The following is a 19,379-nucleotide window of genomic DNA, read 5'->3' on the forward strand; positions in this document are numbered from 1 at the left end:
ACTCTCTTCCCAAACTGGTTTCTGACTGGAGGGAGTCGATTGGCGATTTTTTATATTCGATCGTAAGGAGTTTTATGCCTCATAACCATGCTCGTAAACAACGTGAAACGGCTCATCATAAAGAACATCGCTCTAACAATTCTCGATTCCGTGAAGACGCTCCGAAGACCATGTTGACTCGCCTCATTGAGCAAGATGCCCCGCTCTTTTCTCACAGTCAACTGGTGTTAATGTACGGATTCTTTCAGGCTGAAATGTCTGCTGAAGCGAACCTTGGTGTTGCTTCCTGGATAAAAGATTGCATTCGACAATATGGACTTCCAAGTCTGGTTCGATTTGATTCTCATCGACGTGCCCAAATCTTCCGACGAGATCAATTTCAACCTTGGATTGAACCTTTGATGGATCAAGCGTGTTAGATTTTCCACGGGTTAGCTTTTCCGATTGTTAGCATCATCCGCTTGGGAACGCAGAATCAAAGATCCGAAATCTGCTAACAATTTTGAAATGTGCAACACCGTTCGCAAGTCTCTAGATCCGCTAGAGTTGAGCAGATCAGATTTCCTGCGGTGCTATGTCTTACGACCTTCTGCTTCGTCAATGTCAGTTACTTCGATCGCATCATGTTTCTGAGTTGGTGGATGTTGCGATTCATGCGGGTGAGATTGTTGAGATTGCCCCTCACTTAGACGCAACAGCGGAGGTGGAACTAGAAATCCAAGGGCATCTAGTTAGTCCTCCGTTTGTCGAATCGCATATTCATTTAGACTCTGCCCTTACCGCAGGTGAGCCTCGCTGGAACCAGAGTGGAACTCTGTTTGAGGGCATCGAAATTTGGAGAGAGCGGAAGCAAAATCTTTCGCTCGATGATGTAAAAGCGAGAGCGATCGAGACTCTGAAGCAACAAGCGATGCAGGGGGTTCTTTTCGTGCGAAGCCACGCGGATGTGAGTGAAGCAAGTTTAACGGCGCTAAACGCTTTGCTCGAAGTCCGCGAAGCTGTCAAAGATTGGATCACCTTGCAAGTCGTTGCGTTTCCCCAAGATGGCATCTATGGCGGGGCAAAGAATGATGCCTTGATGGAAGAAGCAATGGTGCTGGGGGCAGATGTGGTCGGAGGAATCCCGCACTATGAACTGACTCGCGAAGATGGGGTGCGATCGGTACATCGGATTTTTGAACTGGCAGAACAGTACGATCGCTTGATTGATATTCATTGCGATGAGATTGATGATGATCAGTCGCGATTTTTAGAAGTCGTCGCAGCTTGTGCGATTCGGACTGAAATGGGGTCAAGAGTGACAGCAAGCCATACGACTGCTTTTGGGTCGTATAACAATGCGTATGCGTTTAAGTTACTGGGTTTTCTCAAACGCACTCAGTTGAATTTCGTTGCAAATCCGTTGATTAATATTACGCTGCAAGGTCGGACAGATACTTATCCGAAACGGCGTGGGGTAACACGGGTGAAGGAGCTTTGGCAGCAGGGTATGAATGTCAGTTTAGGACATGACTGCGTTCAAGACCCGTGGTATTCGCTGGGGACAGGCAACATGCTTGATGTGGCTGCAATGGCGATTCATATCTGCCAGATGACGGGTCAGGATGAAATGAATGCGTGTTTCGACATGGTGACTTGGGGCGGAGCTAAGACGCTGAATCTAGACCAGTATGGAGTTGAGGTAGGTAAACCTGCAAATTTGATTGTCTTAGATGCGATCGATCGATATGATGCAATTCGCCGCCGTGCCACAGTGCAATATGTGATTTCGCAAGGCAAACTTTTGGCACAGACAGAGCCTCCGAAACCCAAATGGCGCGGGAATTAGAGCTGCCTTATTAGTGTAGAAAATTAGAGTAGAAAAACTGAATCGGAAATTGTATGCAAAACTGCTTTCCGATTCAGGAATCAAACACACAGGATCAAACAAGGAATCTCTACCCTTACTTTTTGCTGTTATAGACACAGGTGTGGCTATCAAGATGTCCCCAAACATGAGGATTGCGAGGGATTCTTCCCTTGAAGAAGAGTTCGACCGCTTTTGGAGCGAACAGTGCTTTGCAATACTTATTTGCTGCTGATTGCGACATCGTACCGATTAGGTGGTCGCAGGCAAATGGATTTTCCCAAGCTTGAAAGTCCGCTCTGTTGTAGCTAAATTTCAGTCCATTCATCTGGCAAACGGTCGAAGCTTTTGCAGGAGCAGTAGGTAACATCGTGGCGCTTCCAGTCACGATCGAGGATAGAGCGAGCAATGCGAGGAATTGGCGTTTCATGATGAAATTTCCTTTTGAGTGATATCGCCTGAAAGTCTTGTTTTGCTTGGCTTCTGGGCTGTTGATACTCATAAGGTATTCGGTTTTTTCGATTGAGTCGATGCCTAAAAATTGAGGAAAGTTAAGGAGATCAGTGAAGGTCTATTTTTAGGAAATGTTAGGTTCAGCACTCTAGCTTGTTCAAGAATGCGCTAAATCAAAGCTTAGTCTTCACGCTGAACGCTATGCCTACTTTACTGGTTAAGAATATTCATACCCTTGCCACAATGGATGCTGATCGCCGAGAAATCCGCCATGCGGCACTCTATATTCGAGACAATGTGATTGAGCAAGTTGGGACAACTGCTGAGTTGCCCCAGACCGCAGATGAAGTGCTAGATTTGCGCGATCGCTATGTTGTCCTTCCTGGTTTAGTCAACACGCATCATCATTTCTTCCAAACGTTAACGCGCGTGATTCCAGCCGCACAGAATTGTGATTTATTCAATTGGCTGCAAGCGCTTTATCCGATTTGGTCAAATCTGACTTCAGAAGCGATTTATATCAGTGCTCAACTGGCAGCAGCAGAATTGATTCTATCCGGCTGTACGACAGCCAGCGATCATCTATATATCTATCCGAATGGCAGTACTTTAGATGATGAAATTCGGGCAGTTCAAGAGATTGGATTACGATTCCATGCCAGTCGCGGCAGCATGAGTGTAGGGGAAAGTCAGGGTGGACTGCCACCTGATTCTGTTGTTGAGAAAGAGCCGGATATTCTCAAAGATAGTCAGCGATTGATCGAGCAATATCATGACAACGATCGACATGCGATGCTGAGAATTACGCTGGCTCCTTGTTCGCCGTTCTCAGTCACTCAGGATTTGATGCGAGAGTCAGCGGCACTTGCTCGATCGTATTCTGGCGTTCGATTGCATACTCACTTAGCTGAAAATCGCTCAGATGTCGAATACAGTTTAGCTACCTTCGGAATGACTCCAGGCGACTATGCAGAATCCGTCGGTTGGTTAGGCAATGATGTGTGGCACGCGCATTGTGTCCAGCTAGACGATCGCGCAATTCTCAGCTTTGGTAAGACTGGAACTGGGATTGCACATTGTCCTTGTAGTAATATGCGGCTTGCCAGTGGAATGGCTCCGATTCGGAAAATGCTCCAGCATCGGGTTCCTGTGGGATTAGGAGTTGATGGATCAGCCTCGAATGATACTTCAAACTTGTTGAATGAGGCGCGCACAGCTTTTCTGATGGCGCGAGTGCGAGAATTGGATGCTGCTGCCATGAGTGCGAGAGAAGCTTTAGAATTAGCGACACTAGGCGGAGCGAAAGTGTTGGGACGGGATGATATTGGCTATTTAGCGCCCGGAATGTCGGCGGATTTTATTGCAGTGAATCTCGATCGAGTCGAGTTTGCAGGGGCACTGCATGATCCGATCGCGGCAATGATTTTCTGTCAGGTGAATCAGGTTGATTACAGTGTTATCAATGGGCGAAAAGTTGTCGATCAGGGGCGATTGACCACGATCGAGCTTGAGACGTTGGTCGAGAAACACAATACTCTTTCGCTGAAATTGGTGCAGTAAAACTCGGTATGATGACAGAGCGAAAATTAAAGAGGGGAGCCAGATGCGGATCTTGTTTGTGGCAGCGGAAGCAGCACCGATCGCAAAAGTAGGCGGGATGGGGGATGTCGTAGGTGCATTGCCGAAAGTCCTGAAAGCGATGGGGCATGATGTCCGAATCTTTCTCCCATATTTCGGATTTCTCAACGACAAAATCGAAATTCCAGCCGAGCCGGTTTGGAAAGGCTATGCAATGTTTAACGACTTTGCGGTCTATGAGACGGTTTTGCCGGGAACCGATGTGCCGCTGTATTTATTCGGGCATCCTGCTTTTGATCCGCGTCGGATTTACGGTGGTGAGGATGAAGAGTGGCGGTATACATTTTTTGCAAATGGCGCGGCTGAGTTTGCTTGGAACTATTGGAAGCCGCAGGTGATGCATTGCCATGATTGGCATACGGGAATGATTCCGGTGTGGATGCATCAAGATCCTGATATTGCGACGATTTTTACGATTCATAATTTGGCGTATCAAGGGCCGTGGCGCTGGAAGTTAGAAAAAATTACTTGGTGTCCTTGGTACATGCAGGGACATAACACGATGGCGGCGGCTGTGCAGTACGCGAATTGGGTGACAACCGTTTCACCGACGTATGCCGAGCAGATTAAAACGCCGACGTATGGGGAGGAATTAGAGGGATTGCTCTCGTTTATCAGCGGTCGGCTGAGTGGAATTGTGAATGGAATTGATACCGAGGCTTACAATCCAGAGACGGATAAAGCGCTGACGAAGACGTTCTCGATCGATACCATCGACGATCGCATTAAAAACAAAATTGCTCTCCAAGAAGAAGTTGGCCTGGAAGTGAATTCCAAAGCCTTTCTCATTGGTATGGTTTCACGATTGGTTGAGCAGAAAGGCTTAGATTTGGTGATTCAAATTCTCGATCGCTATTTGGCTTATACCGATGCTCAATTTATTTTGCTAGGCACTGGCGATCGCTATTACGAAACGCAGATGTGGCAACTGTCTTCTCGCTATGGGGGGCGGATGTCTGTGTATTTGCTCTATAACGATGCGTTAGCTCGTCGAATTTATGCGGGTGCAGATGCGTTCTTGATGCCTTCAAGATTTGAGCCTTGTGGGATTAGTCAAATGCTGTCGATGCGATATGGCTGTGTGCCGATTGTGAGACGCACGGGTGGCTTAGTCGATACTGTTTCGCATCATGATCCGGAGAAACAGGCGGGAACCGGATATTGTTTCGATCGCTATGAGCCATTGGATCTCTTTACCTCAATGGTGCGGGCAAATGAAGCATTCCGCTTTAAAGGACTGTGGAAAGAACTTCAGCAACGAGGAATGCAGCAGAACTTTGATTGGAAGAAATCGGCGGTGGAATACGATCGATTATATCGACGAGTGTTGGGGATGCCAGAAGAAGAAGATTTGACGGTTGCTGTAGAAGCTTGATTGGTTGGTTTTAGCCAGATAACAATCTTGAGCTTGGAATGAGCGATCGCTGCGACAATGAAAACAAGTTTCGCGAACAGATTTCCTATGCCAGCGCTTGACCTCTATCATGATGCAGTGAAACGGGCACTGATTAAAGAAGGGTAGAATATTACCCATGACCCGTTTCATTTGCGTTGGGGACGCAAGGATATGTATGTGGATCTGGGAGCCAAACGCTTGTTAGTGGCAGAACGAGCAGAACAGAAGATCGCAGTTGAGGTGAAAAGCTTTATTAGCGATTCGGAAATGCAAGCGTTTCGAGATGCGATCGGGCAGTTTGCGATTTATCGTTCTGTCCTGCGTCGAACGAATCCAGACTATACGCTGTATTTGGCTGTGCGAAATGTGACGTATGTTTCGCTATTTGAAGAACCAATTGGACAACTTTTGATCGAAGATGAAGGTTTAAAGCTTGTTGTGTTTGACGCAGAGGAAGAGGTGATTCTGCAATGGAAAAACTAGACCAGTACCGTCAAATTATTCAGTCTGTTTTGATGCCTTATACTCAGATTCCTTATTCACACGGGGATTTGATTTGTAAGCCGATTTTCGATCAGCAGCGAGATAGCTATCTTTTAATGACTTTGGGCTGGGATCGGAAGACGCGCGTGCATGGGTGCTTGGTGCATCTGGATTTGATTGATGGGAAGGTATGGGTGCAGCGAGACGAGACAGAAGATGGCGTGACGCGTGAATTACTTGAGGCTGGGATTCCGAAGCAGGATATTGTATTGGCGTTTCATCCTGAAGATGTGCGTCCTTATACGGGATATGCGATCGCCTAATTGATAATTTAGCTCGATCGTGTTTCCCAAGTCGGTTTTCTGCTCGTTAAACTCATGTGTAACTTGTCAAGCAAGTGCTATGGTGGATCATCCGATTGGGGTTTTCTTCTCGTACTCGTATCGGTATGAGGAGTTTAAGGACGAGATTGGAGTAAACGGACAAATCCTTCTTGCTCAAAATGTCGATCGGTCGTTAATGCGTCTGTTATTCCACGCTGTCGCATCAAAACAAAGCTCACTGCATCACACAACGAATAAGTTTTATCCGCTCGATCGGCTAAAAGCGGCATCGCTTCTCGGTGCAGTTGTTCATCGACCCAAATCACTTCAATATCTGGACTGTCAAGTAAATCGGTCGCGTAAGTTAACCCTGCAGAACGAGGAAAACGACGGACTAAGGCTAAAGCAATCAACTCCGCTAAGACATAGCTATGAGTAAGCAGCCTCTGACTTGAACTATTGAGAAATCGCACTGCCTCCGGATGTTGAGGTTCATCTTGATGAAGGTAGCAAAGTAGTCCTGACGTATCTAACAGCACAAATCAATCCTGCCTCTGATACTCATCGGCATAAGCTCTGGCAAGATCAGCATCAATGCTTTCATTGTCTGATCCTGTGGGATGTCCAAGGCGAATCGATCCGGCATGATTCCTAAACCTTTGCCGAGCTTCTTCTTGCTGCGCTGTTAAGGGTGAATCCGCCTGGAGAGATCGATTTTGTTGGTTTAAAACCGTAATAATCCACTCTGTCATGGGCAATCCAGCAGCATTGGCTTTCTGTTGAAGGTCTGCATAGATCTCATCACTCAGTTGTAGCGTTAATTGCTGGCTCACGGTTACTTGATAAACATGGAGGTTAGAGTAATTATAACTCCTGGATTCAGCGCTCAATCTAAACAAATCGTTCAAAATAATGCTCAAGCTAGACCGACAAAATGCTTCTGACGAATGAAGATCGCTAGAGATACGATCGATAAAATAGCCTAGCCCCTTTTCCTGTTGCGCTATGTCTTTCCAGTTTTCCCGGTTTGACTGGTTTTGTTTTTGGTATCCGCCTGGATGGTTGATTCTGTTTAATCGTCATTGGCAGCATTATCATCCGGATCCGGAGGGTTGGAATTGGCTGGAATTCGGGCTGTTTCTGATTCCGGGTGGGTTTTATCTGGCTTTGCTGCTGCGCTGGATGCGATTGGGATTTCGTGCGCCGAAACCGACTGTCACAGAGCCTGATCCGGTTTATCAAAATGCGTTTCGAGAAGAGATTCTTTTCCCGATCGTGACTCGCTATTTTCGAGCCGAACTGCATGATGCGGAGAATTTACCGACAGAACCACCCGCGATCGTCACTCTCAACCATGCGGGAATGTGCTTTCCGTGGGATTTTGTCTGTCTAGGGGTATTGTTAGGACGAAAAACAGGTTGGTTTGTGCAACTCTTAGCTCATCCGATCTTTTTTGATCATCCTTGGTTGGTGTGGTGGTTGCCGCCTGGATGGGCACAGGCTTTGGGTGGGGTACGGGCAGAAAAAGACAGCTTTGAAGCAGCGATCGCAGAGAAAAAAGTATTACTTTATGCACCTGAAAGCTGGCGAGGATTGGTGAAAGGTTGGCGGCATCGATATCAGTTGGCAAAATATGATCCGAGCTTTTTACGCTTGAGTTCACAGTATCAGGTGCCGATTGTATCGACCGTTTGTATTGGCAATGAATCTCTCCATCCTTGGGCATTGAATTCTCAGGTATTGGCAAAATGGTTCAAGATGCCGATGTTACCTGTATCACCCTTAGTGTTGGTCTTTGTATTGTTTCCATCAATGGGGGTTTGGGCAATGAGATCGCGATTAAAGTACTATGTGCGATCGCGACAATTACCCGAAACTGACCTGAGTCGAGCTGAGTTGGTGCAGCGGGCAGAGCAGATGCGATCGCAATTACAGGAAGAAATTAATCAGCTTGTGACTCGCAGCTAGATGTCAACCCATACCGTGACTGAGGCAACAGCGATGTACATATCGTCATTCTTGTCATTGAATTCTTCGATCGCTCTGCCTTGCACAACCATTCCACCGGATTCGACTTTCAAAGTTTTTTGCCCGAATGGGAGAACTTCTAGAACCTCGGCTTCGCGGACTTGTTCGGGATAAGGAACTGCGATTTGGACTTCGATGATCATTTCGTTGGGATGACTGAGTCCCGCGACTTCCCAGATTCCGGGGAGAGCGTTATGAGAGATCGCATTTCTTACGGCTCTAGAAGCTGCAACAGTTGGATCTTGCCCGTGCTGATCGATTCCCATTCCCATTTCAATTACAAATCGTTTCCGTGTCATCGCTAAAATCCTAAATCTGCTTTTGCTGCTTCTGCCGCTCGAAAGACTTCTACATCGGGCATTTCCTCCCAAGCCGTATCGCCAATCTCACGGTAGAAGTTTTCATCATAAGGACGAGTTCGGACAACAACAGGCATCGGAACTGCGTGACCTAGAATTAAAGCTTGCTGTTTGGAATCCAGTTTGGCAAGTACCGATCGCAGACTTTGCCCTCCAGAAACGCCTGTAAAAATTGCCTCAATATCTTTGTCATCATTCAGCAAGGCCGTGATCCGGGTTCCAATTTGCGACATGACTTCATTATCAATCCCAGATGGACGCTGATCGACCACTAGCAACGTGACAAAGTACTTTCGCATCTCACGGGCGATCGTGCCAAAAATCGTTTGTCCGACGGTTGCAGGATCGAGGAATCGGTGTGCTTCTTCGATCGTAATCACAAGCTGCTGAGGTCGATCGTTAATGTCTTTGGTTTGGAGAAATTGCTCAGCTTTTCGAACATAGGCGTGGTGAATTCGTCTGGCAATGATGTTAGTTGCCAGCATGTAAGAGAGTAAATTCGATTGAGAACCAAACTCAACCACCACATGCTTTCCTGCATCAATACATTCAAGAATTTGACCGACATAATTATGTGGGCAACTATTGCGAATGTACTTTAATTCATCCAGACGATTGAGTTTTCGCTGCAATGCCATAATCGAAGATTTACTTCCCATCTTGGTTTCGCAGAATTCCTGAATCTCGCCATTGCTCATGGTTAAGAGTCGATTGATCCAAGCTTTACCAAACTCATTTCTGAGAATGATTGCGTTTTCGAGTGCAGCTTCAGAGAGGTTTAACTCGCCTCGAACGAGCATCAAATCTTCAACATCAATTTGGTCATAGCTGACGTAGAGTTCTTGAGCATCTCGAACGCCTCTTCGCTTTGTCGAATCAGGATCGAGCGTAAAGATTTGCACTTGCCCTGGAAAGAGCTGCCGCAAGCCTTTCACGGTACTAAATTGCTTGCCTTCTCTTGTTGCCTCCCAGCCGTACTCTGAGTGCATATCGAAGATTAAATTTACCGCCGCTTGCTTTCGGACAATTCCCGCAAGCAGCAATCGCGTCAGGAATGATTTTCCGGTTCCTGATTTTCCGAATACGCCGTTACTGCGTTCGACAAAGCGATCGAGATCTAAACAAATCGGAACCTCCATATCAATCGGTTCTCCGATCGCGAAATTGCGCCGATGGGGATCATCTTCCCAACCAAAGACTGCTCGAAAATCTCGTTCACTCGCATCAAAAACCTGGCTAAAGTGACTAGGAATCGTTTTTACGGGTAAGAGTTCGATCGCTTCACTCGAACTTGCTTCATACGAGGCTAATTTAGAAGATTTTTTCTTTGCGACAGGCTTCTCGGTTGGCGTAAACATCAACATCGGAGAAAGCTCGATCGTGCCATAGGTTCCGCTGCCAGCTAGCACTTCTTGCAGAAATAAATTTGTCGGTTCTGGCGGATTGGCAATAATTCGCTGACTAGAGGTGCCTAGAGAAACGTCAGTCAACATGCAAAAAAAGCGCGATCGCGTTCCCTGAACGACGAGGAACTTGCCAACCCGCATTTCTTCAACCGAGACATCGGGATGGAGCCGAACCTCTAGTCCTTGACTCAGAGATCCTTGAATGACTGACCCTAATGGTTTCTCTAAATCCATACGCTACGATAAAGCAATTGTTCTATCTTAGTTCAGCTTGAGACATGCGTACTAAAGTTGTCAAATCTTAAGTAATTTGTAATACGATTTAATCGCTGTAGTCCTCGTGTCGAATGCAAGTTTTAGAGACGGTTATCGATGCAATTGCGAATCGCAAAAGATTAGAAATAGAACTGATCTTTCAACTGTTTTGGATTCTATTTTTCGTGGGTTTGATTCCATCATGGATTGTGTCTCGATATTTCAGTCGCATCGCTCGATGGCTAGCGCTGATTTTGGCGATCGTCATTCTGCTCAACTATATTGGGCTGGTGATTCTCTATCCAACTTGGGCAGATTACGCTGATCCGGCTGAAGCAAATGTCGCAGTTGTGTCTTGGCTATTGCGACGAGGAGAACCCCTTTATCCAACGTTGGATGCAGCCGGGAGATATATCAATAACTATGGTGCTTTTTCTTATATTATCCAAGCTGCTTTCCTCAGTGTTTTCCAGCCGAGTATTTTCTCGTCAAAACTTGCAGGAAGTGTGGCAGGACTATCGAGTTTAACGTTGATTTTTTTATTAATCAGACATCAATTAAGCCGGTGGTTTGCGATCGTTGGAACTGCGATCGCGAGTCTTTGCTTTCTCAATCAAACTTCCGCTTCAGGATTGCTTACGTCTTCATTTTGGGTTCGCCCTGATTCTTTGCTGCTGTTTTTCTCAGTGTTGGGACTATTTTTAGTTGTGCGAGGTGGAAAAGCGATCGCGATTTTTGGTAGTGCGATCGCGCTAGGAGTTAGTACGAATCTCAAAGTTACTGCTTTTCTGCATTTCATTCCCATCTATGTTTTATTACTTGAGCGATTTGGAATCGTATCAGTACTGATCTCAGCAGCTAGCTCGATTTTCATTTCAGCTTTACCGTATCTTCTACCTCAAATCTCGCTCACGAACTATTGGAAGTGGTTACAACAGGTGCGGCTCAAAGGAATTAAATTCGAACAGATTCCCAAGAATCTCCTCTGGACAGCATTTATGGCGATTCCTAGCATGATCGCGCTTTTGTTGAACTGCAATCGAAGATGGTTCTCAAAGCGTTGGTTATACGGTTTAACTTTACTAGCTGGAATTGTGCTCAATGCTGTAATTAGCTCAACTCGTGGCGCATTAGAGAACAATATGCTGCCATTTGTACCGCTTTTGATTTACTTAGCCATTGATCTATTTCGACTGAGGGCATCACGACCTAAACTGATTTCTGTGCTTGGAATCAGTGCCGCGATCGCGTTTATTGCTGCGAGTAGCTTAGCTGTATATTCAACCGAAGTGAAGTTTGTTGAGCGTATGAATACGGCTCCTGGACACCGAGCGATCGCTGATCTCGATCGCTTTATTGCAGCGCATCCAAATCGTACAATCGGTATGGGATATGGGGCTGTGAGCTACCAGCTTTCGAGCTATCGTCCACCGCTCGTTTTTGCTGGCAATCCTTATCTACTAGATTCTGCTTCTTTGATGGAAATGCAAGCGTCTGGGTTGAATAACACTCCCGAAAAAACATTGCAGGCTTTGAAAACTTGCCAAACTCAGATCTGGCTAATTCCAAAAGAGAATCTGCCGTTTCAGGTTTATAGTTACTATCCGCCGCTTCAGAAACTATTTAGCGATCGCTTTAGAAAAATCTTTGCTGAGACTTACGATCGACAAGAATCTACCGAGTTCTACGATGCTTGGATTTGTAAAACTCGGTAGTCGTGAAATTATAAAGCCCCTAAAAAGGGACATTCAGGAAGCTTGCCCAGACTATTCAATATTGATCGAAGTTGGTGCTGATCCGCTTGGAGGTGTGTAACTGCTTGTCGTCGAAGCCTTGCGAAAATCAGCATAGAGCTTATCTCGCCAGTTAAAGAACGGGTCGAAGATGCTCACATCTGCAATACCAGCGACACCCTTGCCTTTGAGCGATTCAGGAATATCTAAATATGCGCCTGTTGGAAACTTGACATACATCGACAATCCAGCCACCGCAAAATCTGCCAGCGTCGGCGAATCACCGACCAAGTAGGGTTGCTCAGTCAACATAAACGAAAGAGCCGTCAAACTGCGTTTCAGTGCATCGGTTGCTTCTTTCACTGTGTCTGGACCCATGCCGACTCCCACGCCTAAAATCCCAAGAAAATCACCCGGAATTGCTCCGACCAAATTCTTCAAAATATCTGGAGTCGAAGTAGGTAGTACGGCTGTGCGAAAACTTTGATTTTGCGAAAGCGATCCGATTAATCCTTTCCGGGCATTCAACCCTAACGACTCATCTGCCCACTGTTCGATCAGCAGACATAGACCTTTTTGCTTTGGATCAGATGGGATAATTGGATTTTCGGGATATTTTCGATCGAGATATTCCGCGATCGCAGTCGAATCAGCAATAATTTCGCTCCCATCTTTCAGCACTGGAACCTTTCTCTGTCCTGACATTTGAAAGAGTTCAATCTGCCCAATTCCCGGTGTGACCTCAACTTTACGATAGGGAAGTCCTTTGTAATCGAGAATCAGCCGCACCTTTTCCGCATAATGCGACATCTCAAATTGATATAACTCAAGCATAAAAAAGCTCCTAAAGCCGATCTTGCCAATCTCTACCTTAGAACCAAATTCCCAGAAACGCATCCGATCCTATGGAGAGATTTCCGACGAAACTCAAATTTAGAAATCAGAATTTTGCAAAAACTCCGACTGCTCGCGCCGCATACTCTGCTCAAACAGATGTCCTGCTTTCACTTCCAAAATTTGAGCCGAATCAATCCACTGGGCATCAAATGATCCTAAGTGAGTCGTCGTGATCAAAGTCTGGAACCGATCCTGAATCGCATCGAGTAATTGATTTTGTCGATTTAGATCCAATTCTGCTAATACATCATCTAACAGTAACAACGGTGGCTCACCGATTACATCTTCGATCAGTTTCAGTTCTGCTAACTTCAATGCTAAAACTAATGTTCTCTGTTGCCCTTGTGAACCGTACTGACGAGCAGGGGTTTGATTGATCATAAATTCAATCTCATCGCGATGTGCGCCGACTAAAGTTGTGCCTTGATGTTGTTCTGCGATCGCTCTCGCCTGAATTTTCTCTAAAAATGCCTGCTGCAAGGCTTCTGGCGTATCTTGCTCTGCTTGGACATTCGGGGCGTAGCGAATTTCTAGTTTTTCAGTACTGCCACTAATCGCTTGATGCCATTCCTCGGCAAACGGCACTAAGCGATCGAGTACTCTAGCTCGGCGGCGAATCACGCGCGAACCTGCGATCGCGAGTTGAGCATCCCACAGAGCTAAATCTGGAGCTTCGATCGATCTGCCTTCACTTTCTTCTCGCAAGCGCGCTCTTAACAAAGCATTGCGCTGCCTTAGAACCTGAGTGTATTGCTGAAGCACATAGGCATAAACAGGTTCAAGCTGAACGAGTAGCCCATCAATCCAATGTCTGCGCTGATCGGGTCCACCTCGCACCAGATCGAGATCGAGACTAGAGAATTGCACCATATTCAACGTGCCAAGAAAATCAAGCTGTCGGCGCAAAGACATACCGTTTTGTGACACGGTGCGCCGCCCGTTTTCTCGTAACGTAATCGTCAGTTCGGTTTCTCCCGTTTCGCGTTTCAGGTGTCCGGTAATTTGAGAAAGCGTTTCACCGTCGTAGATCAAATCGCGATCGCGAGAAGTCCGATGCGATTTCAATGACGACAACAATTCAACCGCTTCAAGAACGTTCGATTTCCCCTGTGCATTGTTTCCCAGCAAAATCGTTTTGGATGAAGTGAAATCAACCTGCTGATCGAGGTAATTCCGAAAGTGACGAAGATGCAGAGAGCGCAGGTACATGATTGGCTTGGGCAAAGTCTTACCAAGTGTACCAAAGATGAAGAAACTGCCGTTCTGGATTTGAGCAGCGATCGCCAAATCGAAAGATCAATCGAAGATTTGAAGGTTGAACGCTCCTCCAGTTACCATATAGACCGTTCCCATCAAATTCTGAATGGTCGAGGGACTGATGAATCTACCAAATGTGCTACGTGCGCCGTCATTACTTCAGACCTTGCATTGGGTTGCTGATCCAGTCGGTTACATGGAAAAGTCGGCTCAACAATACCCTGATATTTTCTCAGCACCAATTTTGGGCGGGAAGCATTTAGTTTTTATCAATCATCCGCAGGCGATTCAAGAGATTCTCACCAGCGATCGTAAACGGTTTATTGCTCCAGGTAGAGTCAATCACATTCTCTCGCCACTGATTGGTGATGCGTCGGTGATTATGCTGGAGGGTGATCGTCATAAGCGCCGTCGGCAACTCTTGATGCCTCCTTTTCATGGGGAACGGATGCGGGCGTATGGGAATTTGATTTGCCAGTTAACTGAGAGAGTGGTGAGTCAACGCGCGATCGCCCAACCGTTTAATGCGCGATCGATGATGCAAGAAATCTCACTACAAGTGATTTTAGAAGCGGTGTTTGGAGTCTGCGAGGGCGAACGGTTTGAGCAACTGAGAGCGTCGATTACGCAAATGTGCGAACTGTTTCGCAATCCGTTAGGTGCGAGTTTTCTGTTTTTCCCCTGGATGCAGCAAGATTTGGGAACTTGGATGCCTTGGGGAAGATTTTTGCGCGCTAGATCGAACATTGATAAATTGCTTTATGCCGAAATTGCCGATCGCCGTCAGCAAGATCTTCGCGATCGAGTCGATATTCTCTCCTTACTGATGGAAACGCGAGATGAAGATGGTCAGCCGCTGAGTGATTCAGAACTCCGAGATGAACTGATGACTTTGCTATTTGCAGGACATGAAACGACTGCAACGGCTATGGCATGGGCACTGTACTGGATTCATCGTCAACCGGAAGTGCGCGAGAAACTGTTACAAGAACTAGATGCGCTCGGTGCGAATCCTGATCCGATGTCGATGGTTCGGTTGCCTTACCTGAGTGCAGTTTGCAATGAAACGCTCCGGCTCTACCCTGTTGCGATGCTGACGTTTACTAGAATTGTCAACGAACCTGTAGAACTGTTGGGATATCCACTTGAGCCAGGGGTGTCGGTGGTGGGCTGTATTTATTTACTGCATCACCGGGAAGATCTGTATCCCAATTCGTACGAGTTTCGACCGGAGCGGTTTTTAGAACGGCAGTTTTCTCCGTTTGAGTTCATGCCGTTTGGGGGTGGGGCGCGACGATGTATTGGGGAAGCACTTGCTGTGGCTGAAATGAAGCTTGTTCTAGCAACGATTTTGTCTCGATATCAGCTTGAGCTAGCTGATAGTCGTCCTGAAGTTCCGCGTCGTCGAGGGGTGACGCTTGGCCCGTCGGGAAGAGTCAAAATTCAGATTTTGAGCCAGAGAACGGCTCGATCGAGTGAAGCGATCGTGTCTTAAATGAGAAGGGGCGATTAGGACATGCCTTGGGAGATGAAGCCTGCCCAGTAGACGGGATGGGCAAAGGGATGGTCTTTTTTGCATAGCTGTTTGAGGCGGCGTTGGGTGCTGTCGATTTTGGTGGCGATCGCGCTCCAGTGTTTGTGGTCTTCTTTGAGGGAAGGGTTGGATTTTAGGCGATCGCGTTCTGCGGCAGCTTGATTGTATTGGCGATCGAGGACGGAGTTTAGTTGATCGTAGTAGTCGCGTTTGAGGTCGGCTCCGGTGAGGTTGCGTAGGTCTTGTTGGGTGTGGTAGAGGGCGATCGGGCGATTGTGGGTTTGGCGGTGGTGGTAGTAGCGAATCGTAAAAATCGAGGTTGCTAGGTCATCGACTGCCCAAAGGGTACTGACGACGTTTCTTGCTCCGGCACAGAGGAAGCCTGTAGCGAGGTTGAGGGGTTCGTCGGTGATGCTGGCAGTGTAGCTGAGTCCGGTTTCGCAGCAGGAGAGGAAGACATCGGCGAGGTTGGGGAAGCGCCAAGCGGGGGAGAGGAGTTGACCGAGGGTGATTTTGCCGTCGGCGAGGAGGAGATGGGATTCGAGGGGGGCATCTAGGCGGGATTGAGCGTGGTGGCTGGAGAGGATGCCGTGGGTGTTTTGGATGAGGGTGCGATAGTTTTGCACACGGGCTTGGCGGCTGCCTTGGAGTCGGCGATCGCTCTGAATATTCAGCAGGTCGGCGATCACTTGTCCTTCAAAGGGGGTGCAGGGGAGGTCGTCGGTGGCGTTTTCGACGGTGCTGTGATCGGTGGGGGTGAGGGCGGGACGATCGACGCAGAATTTTAGGACTTGGGTGTTGGGGATTTGGCGGAGGGTGAAGCGATCGCTGAGGAGTTCGCCTGTGGGGAGTTTGAGGGCGGCGAAGGGGATTTGGTGCAGAAGCAGGTGAGGGATGAGGATGAGTTCGTCGATGTTTTGTAGGTGTTGGCTGATTAAGGTGTTGAGGTCGAGGCGATCGCTTAGTTCATCGAGGAGAGTCGGGAAAGCGTTGCACCAGGTTGCGTAATTTTGGGTGTAGGGGATGAGCCAATTTTGGAGAAGCCAGATGTTGAGGGTTTCTAGGGTTTGGTCGGGGAGAGTGTGGCAGGTGGTTTCTAGTTCGCCGTTGGCAGTTTGGCGCAGGACAAAAATGTAAGTGCCGTTGTTCGTGATGTAGAAGCTGAGGAGGGCGATCGATGAATTTGTGATCAGGGGGGCGAAGCTGTCGATCGAAGGGGGAGTCAGTTGCAAGAGTCCGGCAGAAACGGGATCGAGGCGGCTGATCTGTTGGCGGACTTTTTGTTTTTTGGTTTCGAGCGATCGGATTTCTTCGGTGAGGGAGTCGAGCGCGGCACGGTTGCGGGTGTCGGCTAGGGCGGGGACGAGGGCAGGGGAGAGTTGATCGATTTCGGTTTGCAGGGTTTCGTATTGTTGTAGGTAGGTTTGGAGTTCGGCGGGGATTTCGCCGTTTTGATAGAGGTCGTTGCTTGCCATGAGTTCGGCGAGGCGGCGGGAGCGGGAGCGTTCGACGGTTTCGATCGCGTTGTCGTATTGCTTCAGGTTGACGTATGCCTGGACGAGATTCATGTAAACTCTGGCGGCTTCTTCGAGGATTTCTTGGCGGCGGTCTTCGTGTGCGCCCCAGCTTCTTAATCGATCGTTGGCTTGGATGGCGAGGCGATAGGCTTCTGCGGCGGGTTGCCAGTTGCCTGCGGTGAAGTGGAGGTTGCCGAGGTTGCGGCTAGTTTGGAAGCAGGCGGTGGGTAAAGCTGAGATCGTGCGAATCTCTAGAGCTTGTTGGTAGTGAAAGATGGCGAGTTCGATATTTTCAGCGCGATCTCCCACAATCCGGTCACGGTAGGCAGTGGCTAAGTTGTTCTGCGTCGTTGCCCATTGCTCCGGGAAGGCTTGGCGCGTTCTGACTTCTAGAGCTTGTTGGTAGTGAAAGATGGCGAGTTCGATATTTTCAGCGCGATCTCCCACAATCCGGTCACTGTAGGCAGTGGCTAAGTTGTTCTGCGTCATCGCCCAATCTACCGGGAAGGCTTGGCGCGTTCTGACTTCTAGAGCTTGTTGGTAGTGAAAGATGGCGAGTTCGATATTTTCAGCGCGATCTCCCACAATCCGGTCACGGTAGGCATTGGCTAAGTTGTTCTGCGTCATCGCCCAATCTACCGGGAAGGCTTGGCGCGTATAGACTTCTAGAGCTTGTTGGTAGTGAAAGATGGCGAGTTCGATATTTTCAGCGCGATCTCCCACAATCCGGTCACTGTAGGCAGTGGCTAAGTTGTTCTGCGTCGTTGCCCATTGCTCCGGGAAGGCTTGGCGCGTTCTGACTTCTAGAGCTTGTTGGTAGTGAAAGATGGCGAGTTCGATATTTTCAGCGCGATCTCCCACAATCCGGTCACTGTAGGCAGTGGCTAAGTTGTTCTGCGTCCCTGCCCAATCTACCGGGAAGGCTTGGCGCGTTCTGACTTCTAGAGCTTGTTGGTAGTGAAAGATGGCGAGTTCGATATTTTCAGCGCGATCTCCCACAATCCGGTCACGGTAGGCATTGGCTAAGTTGTTCTGCGTCATCGCCCAATCTACCGGGAAGGCTTGGCGCGTATAGACTTCTAGAGCTTGTTGGTAGTGAAAGATGGCGAGTTCGATATTTTCAGCGCGATCTCCCACAATCCGGTTACGGTAGGCATTGGCTAAGTTGTTCTGCGTCCCTGCCCATTGCTCCGGGAAGGCTTGGCGCGTATAGACTTCTAGAGCTTGTTGGTAGTGAAAGATGGCGAGTTCGATATTTTCAGCGCGATCTCCCACAATCCGGTCACGGTAGGCATTGGCTAAGTTGTTCTGCGTCCCTGCCCAATCTACCGGGAAGGCTTGGCGCGTTCTGACTTCTAGAGCTTGTTGGTAGTGAAAGATGGCGAGTTCGATATTTTCAGCGCGATCTCCCACAATCCGGTCACTGTAGGCATTGGCTAAGTTGTTCTGCGTCCCTGCCCAATCTACCGGGAAGGCTTGGCGCGTTCTGACTTCTAGAGCTTGTTGGTAGTGAAAGATGGCGAGTTCGATATTTTCAGCGCGATCTCCCACAATCCGGTCACTGTAGGCATTGGCTAAGTTGTTCTGCGTCGTTGCCCATTGCTCCGGGAACTTCTTAAAAGTGAAAATCTGAACCGCACAGGTGTAAGCAGCGATCGACAGTTCTAAATTCAACCAGCGATTTCCTAATGGGAACTGTGCAATCAAATTCGCAAAATTCACGGCATCTGCGGAAATCGACCATTGCTGCTCGGAGCTTTTCCCCTCTAGCACTCTCGCCACAACCAACGGAAACACCTGAAGCAGTTCTTCATTGAGTCGTACTAGATTCGCTTGAAAGAATGGATAAACCTGCTGAGGATTTCCACTATGATCAGCAACACACTGCAAAATTTCTAAAACAAACTGTGCTGCATCCTGACCCGACGTACTCTCCACTTCAGCCTGCACACTCTCACCTAGCACTTTCTCAAGCTGCCCTCTAAGATTATCTAGAAATGCTGCCGCATCCGGTTGACCATTTTCCTGAAGGTGCTGACTCATCGCCCCCATCACCATCAGTAACCCTTGATCGACTAACTCCTCATGCTGCTGCAAGATCTCGCCTTCCTGCCCACCCGGACACTCTAGCAATTTCCCGATCAACTCCACATAAGCTTGAATCCGTTGCTCATCCATAATGCCTATCCTCGCGCACTTACTAATTCAAACCTTAAACGTCTTCTAGAACCCGATCGCCTATTATGAACTCATC

At 47.9% G+C, this 19,379-nt stretch carries 17 protein-coding genes; 9 read left to right on the forward strand and 8 right to left on the reverse strand.

The window, feature by feature from the left end:
• Positions 1–74 precede the first annotated feature (74 nt).
• Positions 75–419, forward strand: a complete 345-nt coding sequence (locus ACMUEV_RS24055) for a hypothetical protein (RefSeq protein WP_017286554.1) — start codon at positions 75–77, stop codon at positions 417–419.
• 155 nt (positions 420–574) lie between these two features.
• Complete coding sequence (codA, locus tag ACMUEV_RS24060) at positions 575–1,828, forward strand: cytosine deaminase (protein ID WP_190653595.1); 1,254 nt, start codon at positions 575–577, stop codon at positions 1,826–1,828.
• A gap of 115 nt (positions 1,829–1,943) precedes the next feature.
• Here codA and ACMUEV_RS24065 read toward each other — a convergent pair whose 3' ends face one another.
• Entirely contained in the window at positions 1,944–2,276 is a 333-nt protein-coding gene (locus ACMUEV_RS24065) for a hypothetical protein (protein ID WP_190653596.1), read from the reverse strand.
• Between the two features lie 224 nt (positions 2,277–2,500).
• Between ACMUEV_RS24065 and ACMUEV_RS24070 the strand changes: the two genes are divergently transcribed.
• From ACMUEV_RS24070 to ACMUEV_RS24085, 4 genes are all read left to right on the forward strand, one after another.
• The gene (locus tag ACMUEV_RS24070) at positions 2,501–3,859 is read left to right on the forward strand and encodes an 8-oxoguanine deaminase (protein ID WP_190653597.1); all 1,359 of its coding nucleotides are present in this window, start codon (positions 2,501–2,503) and stop codon (positions 3,857–3,859) included.
• A gap of 43 nt (positions 3,860–3,902) precedes the next feature.
• On the forward strand, positions 3,903–5,312 hold the full coding sequence (glgA, locus tag ACMUEV_RS24075) for a glycogen synthase GlgA (protein ID WP_190653598.1): 1,410 nt from the start codon (positions 3,903–3,905) through the stop codon (positions 5,310–5,312).
• 150 nt (positions 5,313–5,462) lie between these two features.
• Positions 5,463–5,816, forward strand: coding sequence for an element excision factor XisH family protein (locus ACMUEV_RS24080; protein WP_415354795.1), 354 nt, complete (start codon positions 5,463–5,465; stop codon positions 5,814–5,816).
• A complete protein-coding gene (locus tag ACMUEV_RS24085) occupies positions 5,804–6,139 on the forward strand; it encodes a XisI protein (protein ID WP_190653599.1) in 336 nt (111 codons plus the stop codon). Before ACMUEV_RS24080 ends, ACMUEV_RS24085 begins: the two co-directional genes overlap by 13 nt.
• A 134-nt stretch (positions 6,140–6,273) precedes the next feature.
• On the opposite strand, the gene ACMUEV_RS24090 is transcribed toward ACMUEV_RS24085, so the two are convergent.
• Together ACMUEV_RS24090 and ACMUEV_RS24095 are read right to left on the reverse strand one after the other, a co-directional pair.
• Positions 6,274–6,678 (reverse strand): PIN domain-containing protein, encoded by a 405-nt coding sequence (locus ACMUEV_RS24090; protein ID WP_190653600.1) that lies wholly within the window; start codon positions 6,676–6,678, stop codon positions 6,274–6,276.
• A gap of 3 nt (positions 6,679–6,681) precedes the next feature.
• Positions 6,682–6,972, reverse strand: coding sequence for a hypothetical protein (locus tag ACMUEV_RS24095; protein ID WP_190653601.1), 291 nt, complete (start codon positions 6,970–6,972; stop codon positions 6,682–6,684).
• Between the two features lie 172 nt (positions 6,973–7,144).
• Here ACMUEV_RS24095 and ACMUEV_RS24100 point away from each other — a divergent pair, with 172 nt between their 5' ends.
• Positions 7,145–8,107: a glycerol acyltransferase gene (locus ACMUEV_RS24100; protein WP_190653602.1), complete on the forward strand. Its 963-nt coding sequence runs from the start codon at positions 7,145–7,147 to the stop codon at positions 8,105–8,107.
• Here ACMUEV_RS24100 and ACMUEV_RS24105 read toward each other — a convergent pair.
• Positions 8,104–8,466, reverse strand: coding sequence for a Lin0512 family protein (locus ACMUEV_RS24105; RefSeq protein ID WP_190653603.1), 363 nt, complete (start codon positions 8,464–8,466; stop codon positions 8,104–8,106). The two genes, ACMUEV_RS24100 and ACMUEV_RS24105, sit on opposite strands and share 4 nt — an antisense overlap.
• Positions 8,467–8,468: 2 nt before the next feature.
• The gene (locus ACMUEV_RS24110; protein WP_017286542.1) at positions 8,469–10,166 is read right to left on the reverse strand and encodes a helicase HerA domain-containing protein; all 1,698 of its coding nucleotides are present in this window, start codon (positions 10,164–10,166) and stop codon (positions 8,469–8,471) included.
• Positions 10,167–10,279: 113 nt separating this feature from the next.
• Here ACMUEV_RS24110 and ACMUEV_RS24115 point away from each other — a divergent pair, with 113 nt between their 5' ends.
• Positions 10,280–11,902, forward strand: coding sequence for an ArnT family glycosyltransferase (locus ACMUEV_RS24115; protein ID WP_190653604.1), 1,623 nt, complete (start codon positions 10,280–10,282; stop codon positions 11,900–11,902).
• Positions 11,903–11,953: 51 nt separating this feature from the next.
• Here the strand turns inward: ACMUEV_RS24115 and ACMUEV_RS24120 are convergent, their stop codons facing one another.
• Together ACMUEV_RS24120 and recF are read right to left on the reverse strand one after the other, a co-directional pair.
• A complete protein-coding gene (locus tag ACMUEV_RS24120) occupies positions 11,954–12,754 on the reverse strand; it encodes a glutathione S-transferase family protein (protein WP_190653605.1) in 801 nt (266 codons plus the stop codon).
• Between the two features lie 99 nt (positions 12,755–12,853).
• Positions 12,854–14,026: a DNA replication/repair protein RecF gene (gene recF, locus ACMUEV_RS24125; protein WP_190653606.1), complete on the reverse strand. Its 1,173-nt coding sequence runs from the start codon at positions 14,024–14,026 to the stop codon at positions 12,854–12,856.
• Positions 14,027–14,195: 169 nt separating this feature from the next.
• Here recF and ACMUEV_RS24130 point away from each other — a divergent pair, with 169 nt between their 5' ends.
• Positions 14,196–15,569, forward strand: a complete 1,374-nt coding sequence (locus tag ACMUEV_RS24130) for a cytochrome P450 (RefSeq protein ID WP_190653607.1) — start codon at positions 14,196–14,198, stop codon at positions 15,567–15,569.
• 14 nt (positions 15,570–15,583) lie between these two features.
• Here ACMUEV_RS24130 and ACMUEV_RS24135 read toward each other — a convergent pair whose 3' ends face one another.
• Positions 15,584–19,303, reverse strand: a complete 3,720-nt coding sequence (locus tag ACMUEV_RS24135; RefSeq protein ID WP_415354686.1) for a CHAT domain-containing protein — start codon at positions 19,301–19,303, stop codon at positions 15,584–15,586.
• Between the last annotated feature and the right edge of the window lie 76 nt (positions 19,304–19,379).

Origin of the sequence: Leptolyngbya sp. FACHB-1624 (assembly GCF_047649235.1) — a bacterium.
Taxonomy (GTDB): Bacteria; Cyanobacteriota; Cyanobacteriia; order Leptolyngbyales; family Leptolyngbyaceae; genus Leptolyngbya; species Leptolyngbya boryana.